The following is a 20,861-nucleotide window of genomic DNA, read 5'->3' on the forward strand; positions in this document are numbered from 1 at the left end:
ATTTCTTTACGCTAAGCCAACATGATGAATAATTTCAATAAATTCTGATTTTGTTTGGCAATGATATAATTTTTCCATTATTTCTGGTTGTTGAATCATACCAATCAGTTTTTGCAACATTTCTAATTGTTCATGCGGTTCTTTCAAAGCCAGCATAAAAATCATCTGAACATCGACTGGCTTATCTGCTGTTCCCATTTCAAAAAATGTGATCGGTTCTTTTAATGACATAAAAGCAATCTGAGATTTTTTTACATACTCACTGTCCGTATGTGGAATTGCAACGCCAATATTATTAACTGGAAGTCCTGTTGGAAAACGTTCTTCTCTTTCAATAATATGTTGGAGAAAACTATCTGTAATAAACTGTTTCTCTCTTAATTCTTTTGTTAATCGTTGAAATGCTTCATTTCTGTCTTTAACTTCTACCTGAAATTCTGCAATCTCACTATTAAAATACATCGTCAACATTCCCTCCTTTTCAAACAAGCTATCAGTTCTTCCACACTTTGACTTTGGATGATCTGTTCAACACGCTCTTTTGAATCGATTCTGTCATATAAAGCTGAAACTAAGTCTTTTGCTATGACCATATCCTTTTCTGCAATTGCTATGGTGACGATCAGACGAACCTGATTGACTCCCCACTGAATCGGTTGCTTAGTCGTCATAAAAGATAACTTCGTTGCTTTAACTGTATCTGGTGCCCCGTGTGGAATCGCTACTCCACTAACAATACTGGTATTACCTAGCTCTTCCCTTTGAGCTATTGACTCTTTAAATCCTTCATTCACCAACCCTAATTCTTGATATTGTTGAATTAAATAGTCTAAAACCTCTTCTTTTTGATAAAAGTCTTGGTCTAAAAAAATTAATTCTTTTTGAATAAATGGGATCAAAGAGATTGTGCTATTTTCATTTGAATACGTAAACGTTTTTTCATGTTCACTGATGTTGGATAAATAAGTTGCAATCATTGCCACTTCTTCTGCGGTGGGTAAAGCTGATACGTGAAGAACTGGAATTTTCTCCATTTCAAGTGGAATTGCGGCAATGATCAAGTCGATATCATCCACTGGATTTTCCAAGAGCTGTTTTTCTGTTCCAATTTCGACAACGACACTTGCAGGCAAGTTTTGTTTGATGCGATTAAAAATCAACTCAGATGTTGCTAATCCATTGCCACAAACAATCAGCACATGTTTCGTCAATTGAATTTTTTCAAAAGCAACTTGAAAATGAATCGTCAAAAAGGATACTTCATCTTCATTTAAAAAGAGTGAGTAGTATTTTTCAAAAACCACAGACGCAAATTGCGTTAAGGTGAACATCGTAGTGTATTGCTTCTTTATACTATCCTTAAGTGGATTTCTCACATAAATATCATTTTTCAGTCTGTGGAGCATCGGCATGATATGGGCAATCAACGACTGAAATAGCTGCTCATCTTTATCCACTTGTACATCAAGCAAATGTGTCATATCATTGATCAAGGCATTCGTGACATCCTTCATTTTTTGATCCGTGGGTAGATCTGATACTCCGGGCATAACACTGTGCGCAAACAATAATGAACATACATATTGGATATCATTTTTGGAAAAAAGGCACTTTAATTCTTGATTGATTTCTTCTGAGAAGTTTAGAGCAACCATGTAAAGCTGCATTTTCTGTAAATCCTTAAAAACAAACTCATTTTGTTTTTCCACATGATGTCCAGCTTTAAGCCTCGTTAGAAAAATAATCAGGGACATTTTTAAAGAGTGAACAAAATAATCATTAAGTATTTTTCCGGTATGAATCATTATTTTTTCAATAAACTCGTGCACTAATTTAATGATTTGTGGGTCGATAATTTCAGAAAGAAAATTCAAACTATCTTTTTGACTTTTTTCAGCATATGGATGGTATCTTTTGCTGTAGCGTATTAAATATTTCTTATAGACTTTTTGAATCACCGTTTCTTTTTCCAAAGCATTCGTTTTACGTTCATGAAGTTCAAGAAGCTCAGTCTTTTTTAAATAATGTAGCACTTCATCCATATCTTTTTTGATCGATTGTTTACTGACTAAAAATTGCGTTGCATAATCGTCATACGTTATTTTTTCATCGTAAAGTAAAATAGCTGAAATCATGCTCAATTGCCGGTAAACAGGCGAAAATGCTTCCTCTTCTAACACAAGAATGCGATTTTGTTGCAGCATTCCTTTTAAACGTTCTTTTGCTTCCTTGGTTCCACTTAAATAAATTCCTTTTCTTGGCGCTCGATCAATCGTTAAGTCATTTTCACTAAGGTAAGCCTCAATATTTTTTAAGTCTCCATAGGTCGTCTTATTTGATACAGAGAGCTTCTTACTGAAAAAGTTGGTTGCTTGATATTCTTGTTGCTGCAGTAGTAAACGAATCAACTCATTTTCTCGTTTTGTTCGTTTTTCCATTTATCACACCTCCGGAAAGCGCTTTCCATAAATGAAGTATACGAATATTTTAATAGATAGTAAATCATCTTCTAGTTCCACATTAATGTGGAACTCGTTATTATGCTCGTTATTTTATGCATTAAGAAAGAAACAAAAAACAGTATCGGGAATCATTTCCCCATACTGTTTAGCGATTTGTCTCTCTATTATTTTAAAATCAGACGTAAGATAAATGATAAACCAAACCAACCGATCATACTTATACCAATGGCAATCACCCAGCCTAAAAGGTTATGTTCTAAAGGTAAAGGCATATTCATCCCAAAAAAGCCAGTTACTATTGTTGGAATTGTTAATAAAATAGAAAGGACAGTCAAAATTTTCATCGTATCATTCAAATTATTATTTAAAATATTATTATACGTACCAGATAATTGCTGTAAAACTTGTGCTGTTAACTGCGCCATTTCAACTAGTTGTTTTGCCTCGATCAATGTATCTTCCCACTGTTCTTTTTCAACTTCATCCAACGATTGGAAAATCGCGTTCATTTTGATTTGTTTTAATAAAACCGCATTTTGTTTGGTCGCAGATATAAAATAAGCAACGCCTGTTTCTACATCTGATAGCGCTAATAAATTCTTTTTAGTTGTTTTTTCTTTCAACATCGCATTAATATGATTTCGCTCTCGATTCATTTCTTCTATCACAGGGAAAAATTTGTCTGTAATCAAGAATAAGCTTGAAAATAAGAATTTAAACACAGAAATTTCTGGATTACTTTGTAGATACTTTTCCATATGTTGAGTAATATAAGCATTTGCATGATTCGTTATCGTCAATAATTGTTTATTTTTAATTAAAAATGTCATTGGTACAGCTTCATAGTGATTATCATTCTTTTTATTTTGCGGGACATTGTAAATCAAGATAAAAGCATCCAGTTCATTATCATACTCTATACGGGCCCGCTCATTTTTATCTAGTGCATAAGAGATAATCTCACTATCAATACCATATTGTTTATATAAATCCGAATCAGTTGCAATCTGATCGGAATCAATGTTGATCCAAATATTTTCACCCTTACCAAATTTTTTTTCCATTATCATATGAAAACCTCCTAATTATAAATACATACTGGGTTCCAATCCCCCTTGATAGAAAAAAGTTTATAGTCTCAGGGCTTATTTATTATCTTATTTTTTGAAAACGAGAACATGCAACCTGATAAGGTTATTTACAAGCAAAGAAATCTTCTTATTTCTCTTCAAAGTTCTTTCTAGCTTTCATTATGTTGCTTTCCAGTTGTTCTTGTTCTTCTTTAGTCAACCCATTACGAACTTTCTTATCTAACTGTTCAAAAATTAGATTGACTTGTTCAACCAACTGCTTACCTTCATCAGTAAGGAAAATATTTTTCTGTCGCTCGTTGTCTTTAGGTATTTTGCGATAAATCAGATTTCGTTCTTCTAAGCCTTTTAAAATATTTGTGACTGTTGCTTGTTTTTTACCTAAATAATCTGCTATTTCTCGTTGAATGGTTCCCGGATGAAGAAAAATGTAACTAAGACTACGGGCTTGTAAACTATTTAATTGTAATGTTTTCAATCTCGTCCCTACATATGTTTGTTGTAGCATAGCTAGTAAATAAACTTTTTCTGCTAGACCGTCTCGATTTGAAATCATTTCTCATCACCTCTTCCTTAATAGTTTAAACTAAAACAGTTTATTTTACAACTATTTAAAAAGCATCTATTTATATATAAAAAGGTGAGCGAGATATAACTCTTCGAGTCATATCCCACTCACATGGAATCCGGATAAATGGCGGGAGCAAAAGCAATCCTTTCGGAAATGAACATCATTTTAGAATGTATTAGTTGCAAGCTTTAAGTCCTTTTAGAAAACGAGTCACCCTCAATAAAACTGGTATAAATATGTTCATCTTCGGTTTGTTCTCCAGCAATCAACTGAATAATTTTTTCAGCAGCCAACATCCCCCAACGGTGTTTAGAATAAGAAATCGTGGCTAAGCGTGGCTGTACAAAAGCGCTAATATCAATATTATCGAAACCAATCAAACGAATATCCCGACCTATTTTATAATTGGCTTCTTTCGCATATTTATAGATACCGATCGCCATCTCATCATTCAATGCAAAAATATCGACTGGCAATTCTGGTTGTTTCTCCATAATTTGTTTCGCTGCTCGATAGCCTGACGGCTCAGTAAAATCTCCTGAGACGATCTGATACTCAACACCGAAGCGCGCCAATTCCTTGATGCTTGCCTCTAAGCGCTCTTGTCCGTCATAACTTTTTTTAGGGCCTGAAACGATAAATATTTTTTTTGTTTGACTAGCTACTGCCTTCTCAATCGCTAACGTGGCCCCTCCTTTATTATCTAACAAAACCTTGCGGACGTTTTGATGGGTGATTACTCGGTCTAATATCACAAGAAAATGACCGCGATCCGCAAATTGCTCAATTTCTTGATTTTTAAAGGTCCAATCCAGTACAATTGCCCCATCGATCATCCGTTCGGGAATAAATAGATGCGATTTATTGCCACTGCAGACAATCATTTCAAAGTCATGAGCTTCCAACCCTTTTTTGATCCCATCAAGTAATTCACCATAAAAACTACCACCATAATCAGCAAGGTACACTCCAATAATATTCGTTTGTTGCCTTTTCAGCGTACGAGCAGCCATGTTAGGAACATAATCCAATTCATCTGCAATCGCTTGAATTCTTGCTCTAGTTGCTTCAGTGACTTTTGGACTACCGTTTAGTGCATAAGAAACAGTTGAAATTGAAACCCCTGCTTTTTTTGCAATTTCCTTGATTCCTACCATGTACGCTCATCTCCTAACAAAAAATATCTAGTTGGTTTTCTTTTTGATTTAAATGCGTTCTCAATTTATCTATAGAAACAATTAATCCACCTTGACGATATGGATTGCGTTCTCGCGTTGCGGCTAGTTCTTTACCATTCACTAAGATCATTTCTTTTGGATCACCCAAATGAAAAATGATCGTTACTTCTTTACCTGCTATTTGATAAATCATCTCTAATCCGTCTAGTTCAATTGGCAATACTGGATCAAGCACCAGTTGCTCTTTATCTTCTCTGATCCCTAAAACATTCGACAGCAGTTGATTCATGTAAATACCTGGTCCACTGGAATAAATCCGCCAACCGCCTTTCACACCAACACGCCCCTCTTTTAGTTGGCTAAACTGTTCCTGCGCATCATATCTGGTTTTGAAATCGCCGTCAGAGCTACTAAAGTAAGCATTTGCTTGGCGTATTTCAGCATTTTTGACATGTGTCTTGATTTGAATCGGGTTGATTCTGTTTAATGCTTGCCAAGTTTCCTCAACATGCCCTAGCTTAGCCATTGCCTCAGTATAACGAATGTGGGCATGCACATATTGTAAACCAATTTCCCGACCAAAATTCGCTGCTTGTTCCGCTCGTTTAAAGTTTGTGCTTACACCGCCTCGATAAGTCGCCGGATGATTCATCAGACGAACACCATCTGGAAATTCTAAATATTCTTTTATAATACCATAATGGTGCTCAACTTGCTCAATCGTTAACAATTCAGCAATTATACTACGAGTCATAGGCAGTAGACGATACTGGATTCCTGTCTTTTTGTCGGTTGGGTGAATCATTAATTCAACATGCTCGGTATCTTCCATGTAAACAAACCCTGGAATCGTTTCTGTTGATAACATGTATTTTTCAAAATCTGCTTTAATGTTTGCAGCTAGTTCCTGTAAATGCTCACCATAGACACTATCGATTTCTACAAGCAAACCAGATAGTTTTTCAACTACTTGATAGGTTAATGCCACAGTCCAGCTACTTGCCATATACTTTTTCAGTTTGTTGTCATACGGCTGTAGCGTATCATCCCAATCCCCATCGCTATAACAAGATAAATAGGTTCCTTGTAAGAATGATCTTCAATGAACTGAATTTCTTTTTTTACATGTTCAAGTAATGGATACGCTTCAGTTGTTTTTGTGAAAGTTATGCGGTCAGTATACGGAACTTTTTCTTTTAAAATCTCAAAATCTTTTGTTTTAGCCAAATAATCAGCTATAATTTTCATCGGCCAGACTATGATATCGCCATGGCTCTCATCTGCTTTTTGCTTTTCATAGCGATCGAACATGAACCACTGCGGCCAATTTCCATCATCTTCAAATTGATTAGCATACACATTTTTGATGATCGAGCCCACAACTTCTGGTCGATTGACTGCAAAGAAATACTCTGTAGGTCCTTGGGACACATCTCTAGTTCCCCAAGCAGCACCGCCGTATTGTTCCAATCCGTGTGGTGAAAGATAGTGCACCAGCATATTATGTGTATACCATCGAGATAAAACATTCATTGATTCTACGGCTTCTGTTTTGTGGGAGAGTTGAAAGTTATTCAACAGTCCATTAACAAAGGCCAGATACTGAACATTTTCCTGTTCTTGAGTTGTTCTTATTACTTGAAACGGCGAGCCAGTGATGTTGCCTTGAATCTGCATCGAAAATCCTTGGCTTGCTTCAATAACAAATGTCGTTAGAACACCTTCTGATTGACTAGATAAAAACAATCGTTCGTCCGTCAATTCAAAAGGCTGATCAATTGCAAAATAATACGTCAAATCTGGATAATTTTCATGAATCACAGAATCAGTTGACGCTTTCACCGTAACCAACTGGCTTGTTTTCGTTACTTCGTATGCAGGTTCTTGCTCATCTGCATTCATTACTAGCTGATTCGTTACAGCAAAAGTACGTTTTATGCCCTTGAGACTCGTTACTTCTGTGCGAACTTCTCGTGTATCACACAAAGTAAAAGTTTTCACTATGATTATATCATCCTCTAATTTATAATACCATGCAGCATTGTTCAATCCCATCTCAAAGGCAGAGGGCATCGTTAGTATACGCCAATTTCCACCTTCTTTAATATAGATTCTTTGCCCTGATTGCTTCAAGATATTTAAAGAATTACGGCTATTACTCATTAATTTGTTCATCGATGTATTTCCCAAGACGATTTGAGAATTGAACAGACCGTACATATAAACTGTTGTACTCAGTATGGGCTGTTCCACGCTTAATTCTGTTCCACTTAAAAGAATATGTCCATGCGCTCTTTCCATCGCAACTTCTTTTTCTTTCAAGACAACATGATGATAATCCTGAGTAAAAAACGAAGCAACCTTACCATCGATTCGCTCAACTAAATGTTGATACGGAAACAGCTCAACTAATTCTTCTTCAGTAAATGTGTCTCCTGTAATTGGTGTACCTACTTTTTTTTCAATGCAAGTTCCTTTTCCATCAATTACTTCTTTTTTTAAGCTCTCATAACTTTTTTTGATATCTTCCCTCAAAACCAAAGGCTGTTTGATCACTGCTTCTTGATTTTTTAGCGGAGCGCCATAAAAAACTATGGTTGTTTCTTGTTCTGTTACGTTATATTTTTCTGTTTGCAAAGCAATATAAGCAAACTCATATTGGTAAACTTCATTTGCTAAAAAAGCTTGACTCAGAGCCTTCACTTGGTTTGTTTCTTTGTAATCACGTCCAAAAAATTGATAGCCATCTGTCGAAAAACTGACGATTGGATTTAAACTACCTTGCTCAACAACCGGGAAATTGCCCTCTTGCGGTTGGTTTTGTCTAGACGAAATAACAATACTTCCATTCTCTTTTGTTACATGATGATCCACATATTGTGACATATAGGCTTCGTTTGAACGAACAGCCCCGGTTGTTGCATTACCGATATCTTGACCGTAGATGACATCGACTTTTTGCCCAGTTCCTGCTAATTCCACTTGCCAAAACCAAATGCCTGATTCTGCTACTTGAAAATCAACTCGATAGGTCACGTCTAAAAAATTTCCTTGCCAAGATATTTGCTCTTTGCCGATATAAAGTTGACTAGTTGCATTAGAACCAATCATCGGTACCGACTGAATGCCATTTTCATCGTGAACTCTTAAATAAAGCTGATTTAAACTACCATCTAACGCATTTCCATTTAGTTGATTGATCATTATATTTTCATGCAGGATTTCGTAAAGGTCGCCATTTTCTAAAAAGGAGACCGTTGTTCCGTTATGCTTAAATAATTGCTTATTATGCGTCATATTTCTCTTCCCATCTACTTTAATAATTTGAATGTTTTTGTTAATACATCTTTACTACTTGATCCGATCATTACATCAAACATTCCAGCATCACTGGTATTTTGTTGATTGCTATGAACATAACGTAACAATTCCTCGGTAATTTTAAACTGGACGGTCTTTTTACCACGTGCAGGAATTAATACTTTTTCAAATCCTTTTAATTCTTTTACCGGGCGAACAACTTCACCGATTTGGTCTCGAATGTATAATTGAACCGTTTCTTCACCAGCGATGTCCGACTGATTTTCAATTGTAACGGTCGCTGTAATGGCTTCATTCAAGGTTAACTCGCTAGCATCTAGCTGCAAATCAGAATAAACAAATGTACTGTAGCTTAAACCAAAACCAAAGGGATATTTTGCAAAATTGGAAACATCCAAATATTTTGTTTCATATTTCTCTTGTGAGCCAGGTTTATACGGTCTACCTGTGTTATCGTAATTGTAATACACTGGCACTTGTCCTACCGTTTCAGGAAATGACATACTTAAACGCCCACTCGGATTGTATTCACCATATAAAATATCTGCTAAGGCTGCGCCGCCTTCGGTTCCTGGAAACCAAGCCTCTACGATCGCTTTTGCAGAATCGATCCCTTGAAGATCTAACGGTCGGCCATTGTAAAGCGTCACGATGAGATTATCATTTACAGCTTGTATCTCTTTGAATAAATCCAATTGAGCTTGAGGTAAGCGAATATCACTACGACTTGAGGCTTCACCACTCATCCAGTCTTCTTCACCAAGAGCTAAGACGACTTTATCTGCCTTTTTAGCAAGAGAAACTGCTTCGTCAATCGCTGCTTGACTGGGTTCAAAATAATCAAACGCTTCTTTTCCAATCACATAATCTCCGCCAAGCTGAGCAACACCTTGTATCAGAGAAACCGCTTCTGCTTTTTCCCCTTGCCAAGACCAAACGCCTAAGACATCATTTGAAGCTGCTGCAGGTCCCACAATCGCCACTTTCTCTTGCTTAGATAACGGTAAACTATTTTCATTTTTCAGCAAAACGATCGATTTTCTAGCAACTTCTCTAGCTGCTGCACGATGCTCTTTTGATAGGACAACTTCTTTTTCTAAAGCAACATCTGCTCCCCGATGAGGATTTTCAAACAATCCTAGGTCATTTTTCAATGTCAAGATACGTAAAACAGCTTCATCCAATAGTGACTCGTCTACACTATTTTCTTCTATCAGTTCTTTCAAATTTTCTGTAAAACATGTCGTCATCATTTCAATATCAACACCTGCTTCAATCGCAAGTTGGGCCGCTTGTTTTTTGTCTTGGGCTACACCATGAGGAATCAGCTCGATCACAGCTCCCCAATCAGAAATAACAACACCGTCAAAACCAAATTCTTTTCGTAATACCTCTCTAAATAGCCATTTATTTCCTGTTGCAGGAACTCCGTCAACTGTATTAAAGGATGTCATGACTAATTTAGCCCCTGCATCAAGAGCCGCTTGATAACTAGGTAGGTAACTCTCCCTTAGTTGTCTTTCCGACATATTTACAGTGTTGTAGTCACGCCCACCGATCGCTGCACCATATGCCGCAAAATGCTTGACACAAGCCGCCACACGAAAGAAATCATTTGTTAAATCTTCTCCTTGATAGCCTTTAACAAACGCTTCTGCAAAGCGACTATTTAAAAAAGGATCTTCACCCGTTGATTCCATGACACGTCCCCAGCGAGGGTCACGAACCAAATCAACCATCGGTGAAAACGTCACATGTAAACCAGACACTGCTGCTTCTTTTGCTGAGACTTCCGCCACTTTTTTAGCTGCCTCTAAATCCCACGAACTGCCTAAACCAAGGGGAATTGGAAAGATCGTACGAAATCCATGAATAATATCAGCCATCAGAATCGTAGGAATCCCTAGCCGATTGTTCTCCATATAAGCTTTTTGTACCCGAATCGCTTCTTTTGCTCCTGAAATGCCGAGTGTTGTTCCAGCATTGTTGATGTCATCGTGGGTTAAACCAAGATTGGTCATGGGTCCTGTTTTTTCTTCTGCTTTTTCAGAATAGAATTCTGCTGCTAATTGCAAGAGTTGTCCTACTTTTTCATCTAATGTCATTTGCGTCAATAATTCAATCAGTTGCTTTTGCTCCATATTTATTCACCTTTTCCTTTTTATTTGGAAGATACTCGTAGTTTTAACTTGAATTGTTATTTAATTCCTGAAACATTGAACCCTTGTAAAATATATTTTTGAAAAATCGAGAACACGATCAAAATTGGAATAACCATAAAAGTTGCACCCGCCATCTGTAACGCATAGTTTGTCCCATGTTGGCCTTGTAGCAGCTGTAGCCCAACAGATAGAGTATAATATTTTTCATCATTAGCGATGATCAACGGCCATAAGAATGAATTCCATCCACCAATAAAGGTCAAAATACCCTGAACCGCTAAAATAGGACGACTTACAGGTAAAATGATTTTAAAGAAGATATACCATTCACTCGCACCGTCTAGTCGTGCGGCTTCAAGCATTTCATTTGAAATAGTATTCATAAATTGTCGAAATAAAAAGATCCCAAAAGCGCCTGCTAACCCGGGTAAAACAATGCCTATCAACGTATTGGTAAGACCCACTGAATTCAACAGGAGATAAACTGGAATCATTGTCACTTGTCCTGGAATCATCATAGTTGCTAAAACCATCATGAAAAGCCAGTTTTTGCCTTTAAAATCAAACTTGGCAAAACCATAACCTGCCATAGCATTCAATAAAAGCCCTACAAACGAACAAGCCGTAATAATCAACGTATTTTTAAGATAGGTCCCAAAGTTTAATCTGATAAATAGTTCTTTAAAATTATCGAATGTCGCTGCCTTTGGTAATAGACTAGGAACGATCTGGTTGATTTCTGCATTGGTTTTAAATGAAGAAAAGATCATCCACAAAAACGGGAAAAAGGTCATAACACCCAGAACGCCTAAGAGGATACCTATAAAAAGCTTGAAACTCATTTGAGCATTTTTATGTGACTGCATATCGTTCCCTCCTTTTATCCTTCATTTTCTTTTTGCTTTGTTTGAATTTTCATTTGAATGCCTGTCACGATAATGATCGCAATAAATAAAATCACTGAACCCGCAGCTGCATAACCAAATTTATTATATTGAAACCCTCTTTGATAAATGAATAATGCGACTGATAAGGTACTATCAAGCGGACCACCTTTGGTCATGACGAATGGTTCATCAAAGAATTGGAACCAGCCAATCAAAGTTGTCACGGTTACAAAGAAAATCGAAAATTTCAGTAATGGAATGGTAATTTTTAGAATCTGTTGCCATTTGTTAGCACCATCGATTTCTGCCGCTTCATAATATTCTTTGGGGATTCCTTGGATCGCTGCTAAAAAAATCAGCATATTTAAGCCAATCGCTTTCCAAACAGCTATGATGATCAACGAAGTTTCGATGTACCGGGATCTGTTAGCCACATGATGGGACCAACATTTATATAGGATAATAGATGATTTAATAACCCAATCGTTGGATTGTATAAGTACATCCAAACAACCGATACTGCCACTGTATTTGTGATCGAGGGACTATAAAATACTAAACGCATAAAAGAAAAAAATTTGTTTTCTCCAAAATTGATCATAATTGCTAAAGCTAAGGAAGCAATAATCACCAGTGGTACGCCGATAATGACATAATAAGCAGTATTGAACATTGCTTGACCGAATACCTTGTCATTAAATATGTTCAAATAATTATCCAAACCGACAAAATTGATCCGGGAAAAATCAGCTAAACCAGCCAAACTCATATCCGTAAAACTAATGGTTACTGCTATAAAAATGGGGATAATCGAAAAAACAAGTAATAAAGCAATAGCTGGAGCTATAAAAAAATAAGGTGACTTTGATTTTTTCATTTTTTTCTTTCCTCCTTATAAATAACCAAAAGGAATAAAAACAAGCATTCTAGTAGTTGTACACCTATTTAAAATGAACAACTTATTCTATGTTTTTATTCCCTTCGCCTCATTACTATTACTTGATCAGCGTCTCTGTTTGCTCATTTAGTTCATCCATAGCATCTTGAAGATTCTTGCCACTTACAACAACTTGTTCCCATTGCTTCATGAAGTTTTGTGAAATCTCATCCCATTGCTTTAATAAAGGCATTGGTTGTGATTCATTTAGTTGTTTTCCAAATACTGAAATCAATGGATCACTTTTGAAAACCTCAGCGTCCCATGATTTCTTGTTTGTTGGGAGTGAGTTGGTGCTTTCAAAAAATTTTGTTTGATTTTCAGGTTTTGAAAGGTATTCGATCAGTTTCAGTGCATCAGTTTTTTTCTTAGAGCTGTTAAATACAGCCAAGTTTGCTCCACCAGTAACAGACATATTGTTTACAGGTCCCTTGGGTAATTCAGCAACACCCCATTTTCCGTCAATATCAGGAGCGGAATCCTTGATACTATTGATCATCCATGGACCACTGATAAACATCGGAACAACTCCTTCGCCACCAAAACTTTGACCGATTTCCAAACCTAAATCTGTTTTAGGAGCCGAGCCATCTTGAACTAGTTTATCCAAGAATTTTAAAGCATCTACCATTTCTGGCTGATTAAAAAGCGGTCTATCTTTCTTATCAAATAATTCCGAGCCATTTTGTCGAGCAAACATGAACCCAAAAGTCGGCTCTTTCAGCTCCACTCCAAATCCATATTTATTATCACCGCGTGCCGCTAGCTTTTTAGCTGCCTCAGCTAATTCATCCCATGTTTTTGGCGCTTCTTTATACCCCACACTTTCTAGTAAATCTTTTCTATAATATAATCCACGAGTTTCTGTATACCAAGGAACGGCATATGTTTGCCCGCTGAATTCAGTTGTTGCGACAGAACCATCAAAGAAGTTATCTGCTTTCATCACATTACTTTTCTTTACATCATCGCTTATATCCATCAATGCGCCCGCATCAACAAATTCGCTCATATACGTTGTCCCCATTTGGACTACATCAGGGCCTTCTTTAGAAGCAACTGCTGTGAGTAACTTATCTCTTGAAGTAGCCCAAGGAATGCTTTGAATCTTGACTTTGATTCCTGATTCTTTCGTAAATTCATCCACAATCGGCTTGATTCCTTGATCCCCATCACCCATATACCAAAATATCAATTCGTCTGAAGCGCTTTCTTTATTTCCTGAAGAACAGGCTGCCATAACACCTACAGTTGCAAATAAAGTAGTACCTAATAAGCAAAGCTTTTTCCAAGATTTCATACTTCCACTCCCTTAATAATATTTAGTGAAACGTTTCTACAAAAATGATTATATTCTCTAGAGAAATAAAAAGCAAGCGTTTTCTTTCGCTTTATAGACATTTTATGAACAGTAATAAAAGCTTCATCAAGAATTCTAGTAGAAACGTTTCACTGAAAATTCAATAAAGAAAACAGTTTATTCAACAGAATTTAAATGGAATGTTGCGTAATATAGTTCTTTGATCAACTTATCAATACAGGAGAAAAATAACACAACTTAAAAAAGCAGCTCAGATATCCAGTCTTTTGACTGACATCTGAATTGCTTTTTTGAGACTCATCCTCTATTTTCTTATCTCCTTGAATTATCATAAAGAGAGCGGTATAAATAACAGGAAAGAAATAGTGCCTTTAGAATTATAAGGAGTTGAATACTGCTAACTCGGCCGCTTTTTATTGAAAGTCAGATAACACAACTTTTCCAATAGAATTACCTGATTCAATCAACGCATGTACCTTTCTCATATTTTCAGCATTGATTGGTGAAAATTCTCTTTTTAAAGTGGGGGTTAATTGATTTGTTTCAATTAAGTTGGCGATCTCATTTAATATTTCATGTTGTCTCACCATATCGGAAGTTTCGTATTTTTCTCGAGTAAACATCAATTCCCAATGGAAAGAAACACTTTTATCCATTAATGCGCCTAAATTTACTGGTTTGTTCAGTCTGGTGATTTAGGTAATGTGTCCTTCTGGATTAATGATCTTGCACATTTCATCCCAATTTTTTTCTGTACTATATAAATTTAAAATATAGTCAGTCCCGGATAATCCAAGTTCAGCTAACTGCTCAGATAAAGAAAAATGATGATTAATGACTTCATCTGCTCCTAGTGATTTTATCCATTCGATACTCTCATCTTTTGAAGCTGTTGCGAGAACCTTTAAGCCACTCATTTTAGCAAGTTGTATCGCAACTGATCCAACTCCACCTGCACCATTGATAATCAAAATTGTTTTTCCGGCATCCTTAGATTTATCAATATTCATCCGATCATACATTGATTCCCAAGCAGTTAAAGAGGTTAAAGGTAAGGCAGCAGCGTTAGCAAAATCCAGATTTTTAGGTTTTCTTCCGACAATTCTTTCATCTACAATATGATATTGTGCATTGGTTCCGCTACGTTCTAGAGCACCTGCATAAAAAACTTCATCACCAATTTCAAATAAAGAGCAATTTTCTCCCACCTCTGTTACAACCCCTGAAGCGTCCCAGCCTAAAATACGATAATCCTTAATAGTACTATCTTTAGGACTCCTTGCACCAATGTCCACTGGATTAACAGACACTGCCTTGACTTCCACTAAAAGATCTCTTGGTTTTAGATCATGAGGTTTTTCAATTTCCAAATCTAAAAAACTATTTCTATCGTCTATCGGTAAATATTCTTTTAACCCAACGGCCTTCATCATAATCATAAAATCATCCCTTTCCTTCTTATTCGCTTATTGTACACCTCCTATATTCTTTATGTAAGAACGCACATTTTTGTGCATTAGGAAGGAATCAATAGTACATCTGAAGAGAAAGGGAAAGCAGTGGAAGCAAAATACATCTTCTTTTTATTTGTAGTAGTCAACATCAAATTAATCTTGTTTCTTTGGTAAAAGCGTCATTATAGTAATAGGATCGTTATTTTATTCACCGAAAATTTCTTTTGCTAGAGCAAACGCAGACCACGCTTTTGGCCATCCTGTATAAAAAGCTAAATGAGTGATTAATTCCACCATTTCTTCTTTTGTCACGCCATTTTGTTTGGCCATTTTCATATGAGCTTCTAATTGCGGTACACCTTGCGTTAATAAGCTTGAACAAGTAATCAAGCTACGATCACGTGGTGAAAGTTGTTCTTCTCTCGACCAAACTTCCCCAAATAACACGTCATCATTTAATTCTGCAAATTTTGGTGCAAAAGCACCTAATTGATCTCTGCCAGCAGTTTGTTTTTTCATTAGGTAGGACTCCCATCTTTTATTCATTTTTTTAATTGATCATATGATTCATCAGAAACAGGTTCTAACCATTCAGGCGTGCCCGCTGTAATCGCTAAATGTTCAAACCAGCTATCGCTTGTCGCTCCATGCCAATGCTTCACGCCATCGTGAGTGACGATCACATCACCAGCAGTTAAAAATTGAGCAGCCTTCCCCTCTTCTTGATACCAACCTTCGCCACCAGTTACTAATAACAGTTGAAATCCATCATGGTGAATATGCCAATGATTACGACAGCCAGGTTCAAAGGTAACATTGCCCACACCTACATTGACCTTGGGATCTGCAATTAAATTGTTTAAATAACTTTGACCGATAAAATATTGCGCATACGCCTCATTTTTTTCTCCTACAGGAAAAATCACACCGTTTTTTACTTCTTCAAATTTTGCCATTCGTTATTCCTCCACTTTTTATTCGTTTATACAAATTTATTTATGACCAATGATGACATGGGGAACATAAGGTTCTTCTAAGAACTGCACCTCAGCTTCAGTTAAAATCAAATCCAGAGCAGGAATTGCATTCATCAAATGACTTTCTTTTGTTGCCCCAATAATAGGTGCCACAACAGGCCCTTTTTGAAGCAACCAAGCTAGAGCAACTTGGACACGTTCCACACCTCGTTTTTCAGCGATTTCAGCTACTCGTTCAACGATGATTCGATCTTGATCAGCCGTGGTATCATATTTTGACCTCGCTGTTTTATCTGTTTCAAAACGCTTCGTTTGTGCACTCCAATCACGAGTCAAGCGACCAGATGCTAATGGACTATATGGTGTAACGGCAATTTTTTGATCTTCGCACAAAGGGAGCATTTCTCTTTCTTCCTCACGGTATAGCAAATTCAGATGATTTTGCATCGATACAAATTTTGTCCAACCATTTTTTTCAGCCACTGCTTGTGCTTTCGCAAATTGCCAGGCAAACATCGCAGAAGCGCCAATATAACGGACTTTTCCAGATTTGACTACATCATACAAAGCTTCCATCGTTTCTTCGATCGGTGTATTGTAATCCCAACGATGAATGATATATAAATCAACATAATCCATCCCTAAACGTTCTAAACTAGCATCAATTTGATGGAAAATCTCTTTTCTTGAAAGTCCGCCACTATTGGGAACATTTTTTTTCATCGTAGTAAACAATTTGGTTGCAACAACGATTTCATCACGATTCGCATATTCATTTAACGCTTTACCAAGAATGCGTTCACTGGCACCATATGAATAAACATTGGCTGTATCAAAAAAATTGATTCCTAAATCCAAGGCCTTTTTAATCACCTTTTTGCTTTCTTCCTCTTCCAATACCCATTCGTGAAAGCCACTATTAGGATCACCAAAGCCCATTGCACCTAAACAGATTCTTGAAACTTCCATTCCCGTATTGCCAAATTTTACATAGTTCATTTTATTTCCTCCCTATTATAAATTACTTTTTTACCACTACATACATTTTACTTCTTAAAGTGAACTCTAAGTCAAGGACTAGAAGCAATAAATAAAAAAAATTCTGAATCATGCTCCCCTTCTTAAATACTTAGAAGTAGAGGATGATTCAGAAATTTATTCTTTTAATCATTTAATATATCAGAAATCCAATGACCAAATTCACATGCTAAATGCAATTGATGCTGTTGAATCATGTAGTTTGGTAAAATACTAGGAAATTCAACTAGCGCTTTAAAACGAAACCCATTTTCTTCTTTTTTAACTTGATGACGAACACCGCCAATAATTGTGCCATTTTCCAAGCGTGCTGAGCCAGCTGCTTGAACCTCGTAGCCAGGAGTCAATTTCGATTGTAACCCTTCTTCATCGCCATAATGTGCAAAAAAATGTGTAGGTAATGGTGAGCCACCAGTGACTTCAACAACTTCTTGAATGGTTGGTGTAATACTTTGCAGCACATAATGATCTGGATTTGATCCAAGATTCATTGCTAAATGAACTTGATTGTTTTTCATCATGATTTCTGTAATGCGCTGCATAACCTCATGAGGTTCCAAATCACTATTTGGCACAACAATTTCTGTCATACTATATTTTCGCTTGCCCTGTGAGATTTTTGTTGCGATAACAGAGCCAAAATTGCCAAGGGCAGATTTTTTCTTTAAATGATTGCGAAGCTGATCAAGCCCTATATTCATTTTAATTCTTAACACTTCGTTTTGCATTGCTTCGACATTTTTTTGCTTCATCCATTCGTCAAATGATGAATCATCAGAAATATTTGCAATATTTTTTAAAACTTTATACGTTTTGATCAACCGTTTGTATTCCCACTCAATCACTTTTTCAGATGGAACAACCAGCCCATCTATTTCAAATATCAGTTTATCTGTTTTGATCATTGGTATTCCACTATCTAAATCTGACAATTTTTATTTTCCCTCTGTAGTGCTTGAAGAAATACGGTATAACATGTAACATAATGGCTCAATTTCTCTTTCAGATTATCTTATTCATATTAAAATCTCTTAGTGTGTTTTCAACAGGAATCATATGTTCATCATAATTGGCTAATTTAAACTCTAGCCGTTCAATAGCTGTATTTAATTCTGATGCTTTTTCTTTCAGTTCTGCAATCTGGTCAGCAATGATTTCTTTACGAGCTGGAACTGTTTCATTTCCAACTTGAAATAGTGTCAAATATTCCACTAACGATTCAATAGATAAGCCAGCATTTCTCATCTGTCTGCTAAAAACGATCCAGCGTAAATCTTCTTCATCAAAATTACGAATCCCATTAGCACTGCGTTTTACAGGTGGAATCAAACCAATTCGTTCATAATATCTGATCGTATCTGCAGAAACCCCACTTAATTCACTTACTCTTTTTATATTCATGTCCTGTTCCTCCTCTACGCAATCCTTGATAAGCCTCTTTCTTCTTCATTATAAAACAAGTTTCTTCTCTTTTACAAACTTTCTTACTGACTTAGAATTCACTTCAAGAGATAAATTAGCCTCACAATGAACCATTGGAGGAATGACAAACGTTAGTGTTACACTTGTTGAATCTGGTGACATTCGCACAGAATTCCATTATGATAGTGCTCAAGTCACTGAACCGATGCCTGAATATATGACGATAATCCATTTTGACTACGTTAGACCCAGCAAATAAATTAGCCGCTGGTGAACTTGTCAGAATGGCAACAAGAATTATTGAAAGTGTAGCAATTGAACCTACGCAATTACGAGATAGTATGATTCAAACATTGGCAAAACGCGTGGTGGATTTTAAAAAGCAAACTGAATTGGCTGCTTCGACTGATTTTTAATGGTTTATTTTAAAAGAATAATCGATTGATGGATGGATGGCGTAATTTTTTTAGCATAAAGTGAAAAACTTATCTTCCGGTCTGTGCTTTATCAATTTCACATAACTGGTACAACAAAAGTGAATAAGAGGTGAGAAACAAGTAGCTTATACTACTCATCTCTCGACCTCTTTTTAATCGATTCACCAAAATTAGTAGTTCTTTCATAAGTGAATAAACCATGAAAAAACAATCTTTTAATCAAATATGAAAAATTCGATCTGCATAGCGTTTCTCAATTTCCAAATTGTATTCCATTCCTCCATCAATATTAGCACTCCTATACACAGGAGGAACAAAGCCACGTTGCACCATAAGCTCAAATGCTTGATACATCGTTTGCTGCAATAACAATGTCGCTGCAAATGAAGACGTCCCGCAAACCTTTGTATCCAATCCTGGAATACTCAAAGCAGCATCTCCTTCAATTGAATGGTTATCTAATACTACATCAGCATATTCGTACAACAATTTACCATTACTATGTCGTGAAGTAGACTGTTTAGACACAGAGAGCGCTGTCACTACAATCAGCTTATTTCCATGCTCTTTGATTCTTTCTGCTAATTCAATGCTCATTGGATTACGCCCAGAATTGGAAATCAGGAAAAAGACATCATTAGGACAGATCATCATCTTGTGCCCTAACATTTTCCCCACACCTTCGAATTGTTCATACATCCCACCGGCAGGGTCCATAATTGTTTTTGAAGGAATTAATCCACCCGCACGGCCGCTGATTTCAAGAGCCCCAGCGTAAGAATGACCACTTCCAAAGGCTTGCGTAACGCCCCCCTCGATGATTCCATCTGCAACGATTTCTGCCGCTTTAGCAATATTTTCACGTTCTTTTATTTCTAAAAGATCCGTTAATTTTCGACATTCATCAAAAAAAGTAAGGCTCATAATTACTTGCTCCTTTCGTTTCTATCAGATTTGACCATATGTTTCAAACTTGGTAGCCATCCGCAACATTTCAGCATCGTCCAAAACAACAGGTTCTCCAACACTTTTAGCCCGGTAATAGATGTTTGAACAATACTCGACTTCTTCTAAAACATTATAGGCATTTTCAAGATCTTTATGTCCCACTAAAACACCATGATTTGCAAGTAAAACAGCCTTTCGGTCCTCCATCGCCGCATAAGCATTTTCGGCTAATTCTTTTGTTCCATAACTCGCATATTTTGCACAGCGCACGTCCGGTCCTGCCACAGCAATCATATAATGAGTAGCTGGCAAGGTCCAACGTAATTCAGCCAGTACCGTCGAATAAATCGTATGTGCATGAATCAAACTATTTAAGTCCGTTCTTTTTTCATAAAATATTTTATGCATAAACCATTCACTAGAAGGCTTCTTATCGCCTTCAACAACTGTCCCTTCCAAAGTCATTAAAACTAAATCAGCTTCTGATATTTCTTGAAAAGGAATACCTGAAGGCGTAATCAGCATCAACTTGTTTTCCCGATCAAAGATGCTAAGATTGCCGCCGGTTCCCAAGGTATAGTTGTCTTGAAGCAATTTTTTCCCATAAGTAATAAGTTTTTTTCTTTCTTCGATCATTTGCATATATTTAACTTCC

Annotated in this window: 19 protein-coding genes and 2 pseudogenes; 2 read left to right on the forward strand and 19 right to left on the reverse strand. The window is 36.5% G+C overall.

Features of this window, described 5'->3' with window-relative positions; genetic code table 11:
• Positions 1-6: 6 nt before the first annotated feature.
• From V192_RS0104100 to V192_RS0104175, 17 genes and pseudogenes are all read right to left on the reverse strand, one after another.
• Positions 7-462: a PTS sugar transporter subunit IIA gene (locus V192_RS0104100; protein WP_025869076.1), complete on the reverse strand. Its 456-nt coding sequence runs from the start codon at positions 460-462 to the stop codon at positions 7-9.
• A gap of 2 nt (positions 463-464) precedes the next feature.
• Positions 465-2,438: a BglG family transcription antiterminator gene (locus V192_RS0104105; RefSeq protein ID WP_025869077.1), complete on the reverse strand. Its 1,974-nt coding sequence runs from the start codon at positions 2,436-2,438 to the stop codon at positions 465-467.
• 188 nt (positions 2,439-2,626) lie between these two features.
• Positions 2,627-3,532 (reverse strand): magnesium transporter CorA family protein, encoded by a 906-nt coding sequence (locus tag V192_RS0104110; RefSeq protein WP_025869078.1) that lies wholly within the window; start codon positions 3,530-3,532, stop codon positions 2,627-2,629.
• A gap of 148 nt (positions 3,533-3,680) precedes the next feature.
• On the reverse strand, positions 3,681-4,109 hold the full coding sequence (locus V192_RS0104115) for a MarR family winged helix-turn-helix transcriptional regulator (RefSeq protein ID WP_025869079.1): 429 nt from the start codon (positions 4,107-4,109) through the stop codon (positions 3,681-3,683).
• A gap of 203 nt (positions 4,110-4,312) precedes the next feature.
• Positions 4,313-5,281 (reverse strand): LacI family DNA-binding transcriptional regulator, encoded by a 969-nt coding sequence (locus V192_RS0104120; RefSeq protein WP_025869080.1) that lies wholly within the window; start codon positions 5,279-5,281, stop codon positions 4,313-4,315.
• A 13-nt stretch (positions 5,282-5,294) separates the two neighbouring features.
• A pseudogene (locus tag V192_RS19240) lies at positions 5,295-8,599 on the reverse strand (GH36-type glycosyl hydrolase domain-containing protein).
• A gap of 14 nt (positions 8,600-8,613) precedes the next feature.
• Positions 8,614-10,764: a glycoside hydrolase family 3 N-terminal domain-containing protein gene (locus V192_RS0104130; protein ID WP_025869081.1), complete on the reverse strand. Its 2,151-nt coding sequence runs from the start codon at positions 10,762-10,764 to the stop codon at positions 8,614-8,616.
• Positions 10,765-10,820: 56 nt separating this feature from the next.
• Positions 10,821-11,651: a carbohydrate ABC transporter permease gene (locus V192_RS0104135; protein WP_025869082.1), complete on the reverse strand. Its 831-nt coding sequence runs from the start codon at positions 11,649-11,651 to the stop codon at positions 10,821-10,823.
• 14 nt (positions 11,652-11,665) lie between these two features.
• Positions 11,666-12,549, reverse strand: a pseudogene (locus V192_RS19245) (carbohydrate ABC transporter permease).
• Between the two features lie 118 nt (positions 12,550-12,667).
• Positions 12,668-13,909: a sugar ABC transporter substrate-binding protein gene (locus V192_RS0104145; RefSeq protein WP_025869083.1), complete on the reverse strand. Its 1,242-nt coding sequence runs from the start codon at positions 13,907-13,909 to the stop codon at positions 12,668-12,670.
• Between the two features lie 434 nt (positions 13,910-14,343).
• Positions 14,344-14,586: a zinc-binding dehydrogenase gene (locus tag V192_RS22700; RefSeq protein WP_338030834.1), complete on the reverse strand. Its 243-nt coding sequence runs from the start codon at positions 14,584-14,586 to the stop codon at positions 14,344-14,346.
• A 39-nt stretch (positions 14,587-14,625) separates the two neighbouring features.
• Positions 14,626-15,369, reverse strand: coding sequence for a zinc-binding alcohol dehydrogenase family protein (locus V192_RS19250; protein WP_338030835.1), 744 nt, complete (start codon positions 15,367-15,369; stop codon positions 14,626-14,628).
• Positions 15,370-15,588: 219 nt separating this feature from the next.
• Complete coding sequence (locus V192_RS0104155) at positions 15,589-15,903, reverse strand: carboxymuconolactone decarboxylase family protein (RefSeq protein WP_025869084.1); 315 nt, start codon at positions 15,901-15,903, stop codon at positions 15,589-15,591.
• Positions 15,904-15,926: 23 nt separating this feature from the next.
• A complete protein-coding gene (locus V192_RS0104160; protein WP_025869085.1) occupies positions 15,927-16,340 on the reverse strand; it encodes a cupin domain-containing protein in 414 nt (137 codons plus the stop codon).
• Positions 16,341-16,376: 36 nt separating this feature from the next.
• Positions 16,377-17,360 carry an aldo/keto reductase gene (locus V192_RS0104165; protein ID WP_025869086.1) on the reverse strand — a complete coding sequence of 328 codons (984 nt, stop codon included), beginning with the start codon at positions 17,358-17,360 and terminating at the stop codon, positions 16,377-16,379.
• A 164-nt stretch (positions 17,361-17,524) separates the two neighbouring features.
• Complete coding sequence (locus tag V192_RS0104170) at positions 17,525-18,331, reverse strand: hypothetical protein (RefSeq protein ID WP_025869087.1); 807 nt, start codon at positions 18,329-18,331, stop codon at positions 17,525-17,527.
• A gap of 70 nt (positions 18,332-18,401) precedes the next feature.
• Positions 18,402-18,800, reverse strand: a complete 399-nt coding sequence (locus V192_RS0104175) for a MerR family transcriptional regulator (protein ID WP_025869088.1) — start codon at positions 18,798-18,800, stop codon at positions 18,402-18,404.
• A gap of 142 nt (positions 18,801-18,942) precedes the next feature.
• Between V192_RS0104175 and V192_RS21495 the strand changes: the two genes are divergently transcribed.
• Positions 18,943-19,080 carry a hypothetical protein gene (locus V192_RS21495; protein WP_158001090.1) on the forward strand — a complete coding sequence of 46 codons (138 nt, stop codon included), beginning with the start codon at positions 18,943-18,945 and terminating at the stop codon, positions 19,078-19,080.
• Positions 19,055-19,237, forward strand: a complete 183-nt coding sequence (locus V192_RS0104180; protein WP_025869089.1) for a hypothetical protein — start codon at positions 19,055-19,057, stop codon at positions 19,235-19,237. The genes V192_RS21495 and V192_RS0104180 overlap by 26 nt, the downstream gene beginning before the upstream one ends.
• A 240-nt stretch (positions 19,238-19,477) precedes the next feature.
• Here the strand turns inward: V192_RS0104180 and V192_RS0104185 are convergent, their stop codons facing one another.
• Together V192_RS0104185 and V192_RS0104190 are read right to left on the reverse strand one after the other, a co-directional pair.
• A complete protein-coding gene (locus V192_RS0104185) occupies positions 19,478-20,182 on the reverse strand; it encodes an SIS domain-containing protein (protein WP_025869090.1) in 705 nt (234 codons plus the stop codon).
• Positions 20,183-20,206: 24 nt separating this feature from the next.
• Complete coding sequence (locus V192_RS0104190; RefSeq protein ID WP_025869091.1) at positions 20,207-20,848, reverse strand: L-fuculose-phosphate aldolase; 642 nt, start codon at positions 20,846-20,848, stop codon at positions 20,207-20,209.
• Between the last annotated feature and the right edge of the window lie 13 nt (positions 20,849-20,861).

It is taken from the genome of Enterococcus crotali (assembly GCF_000633635.1).
Classification (GTDB): Bacteria; Bacillota; Bacilli; order Lactobacillales; family Enterococcaceae; genus Enterococcus_L; species Enterococcus_L crotali.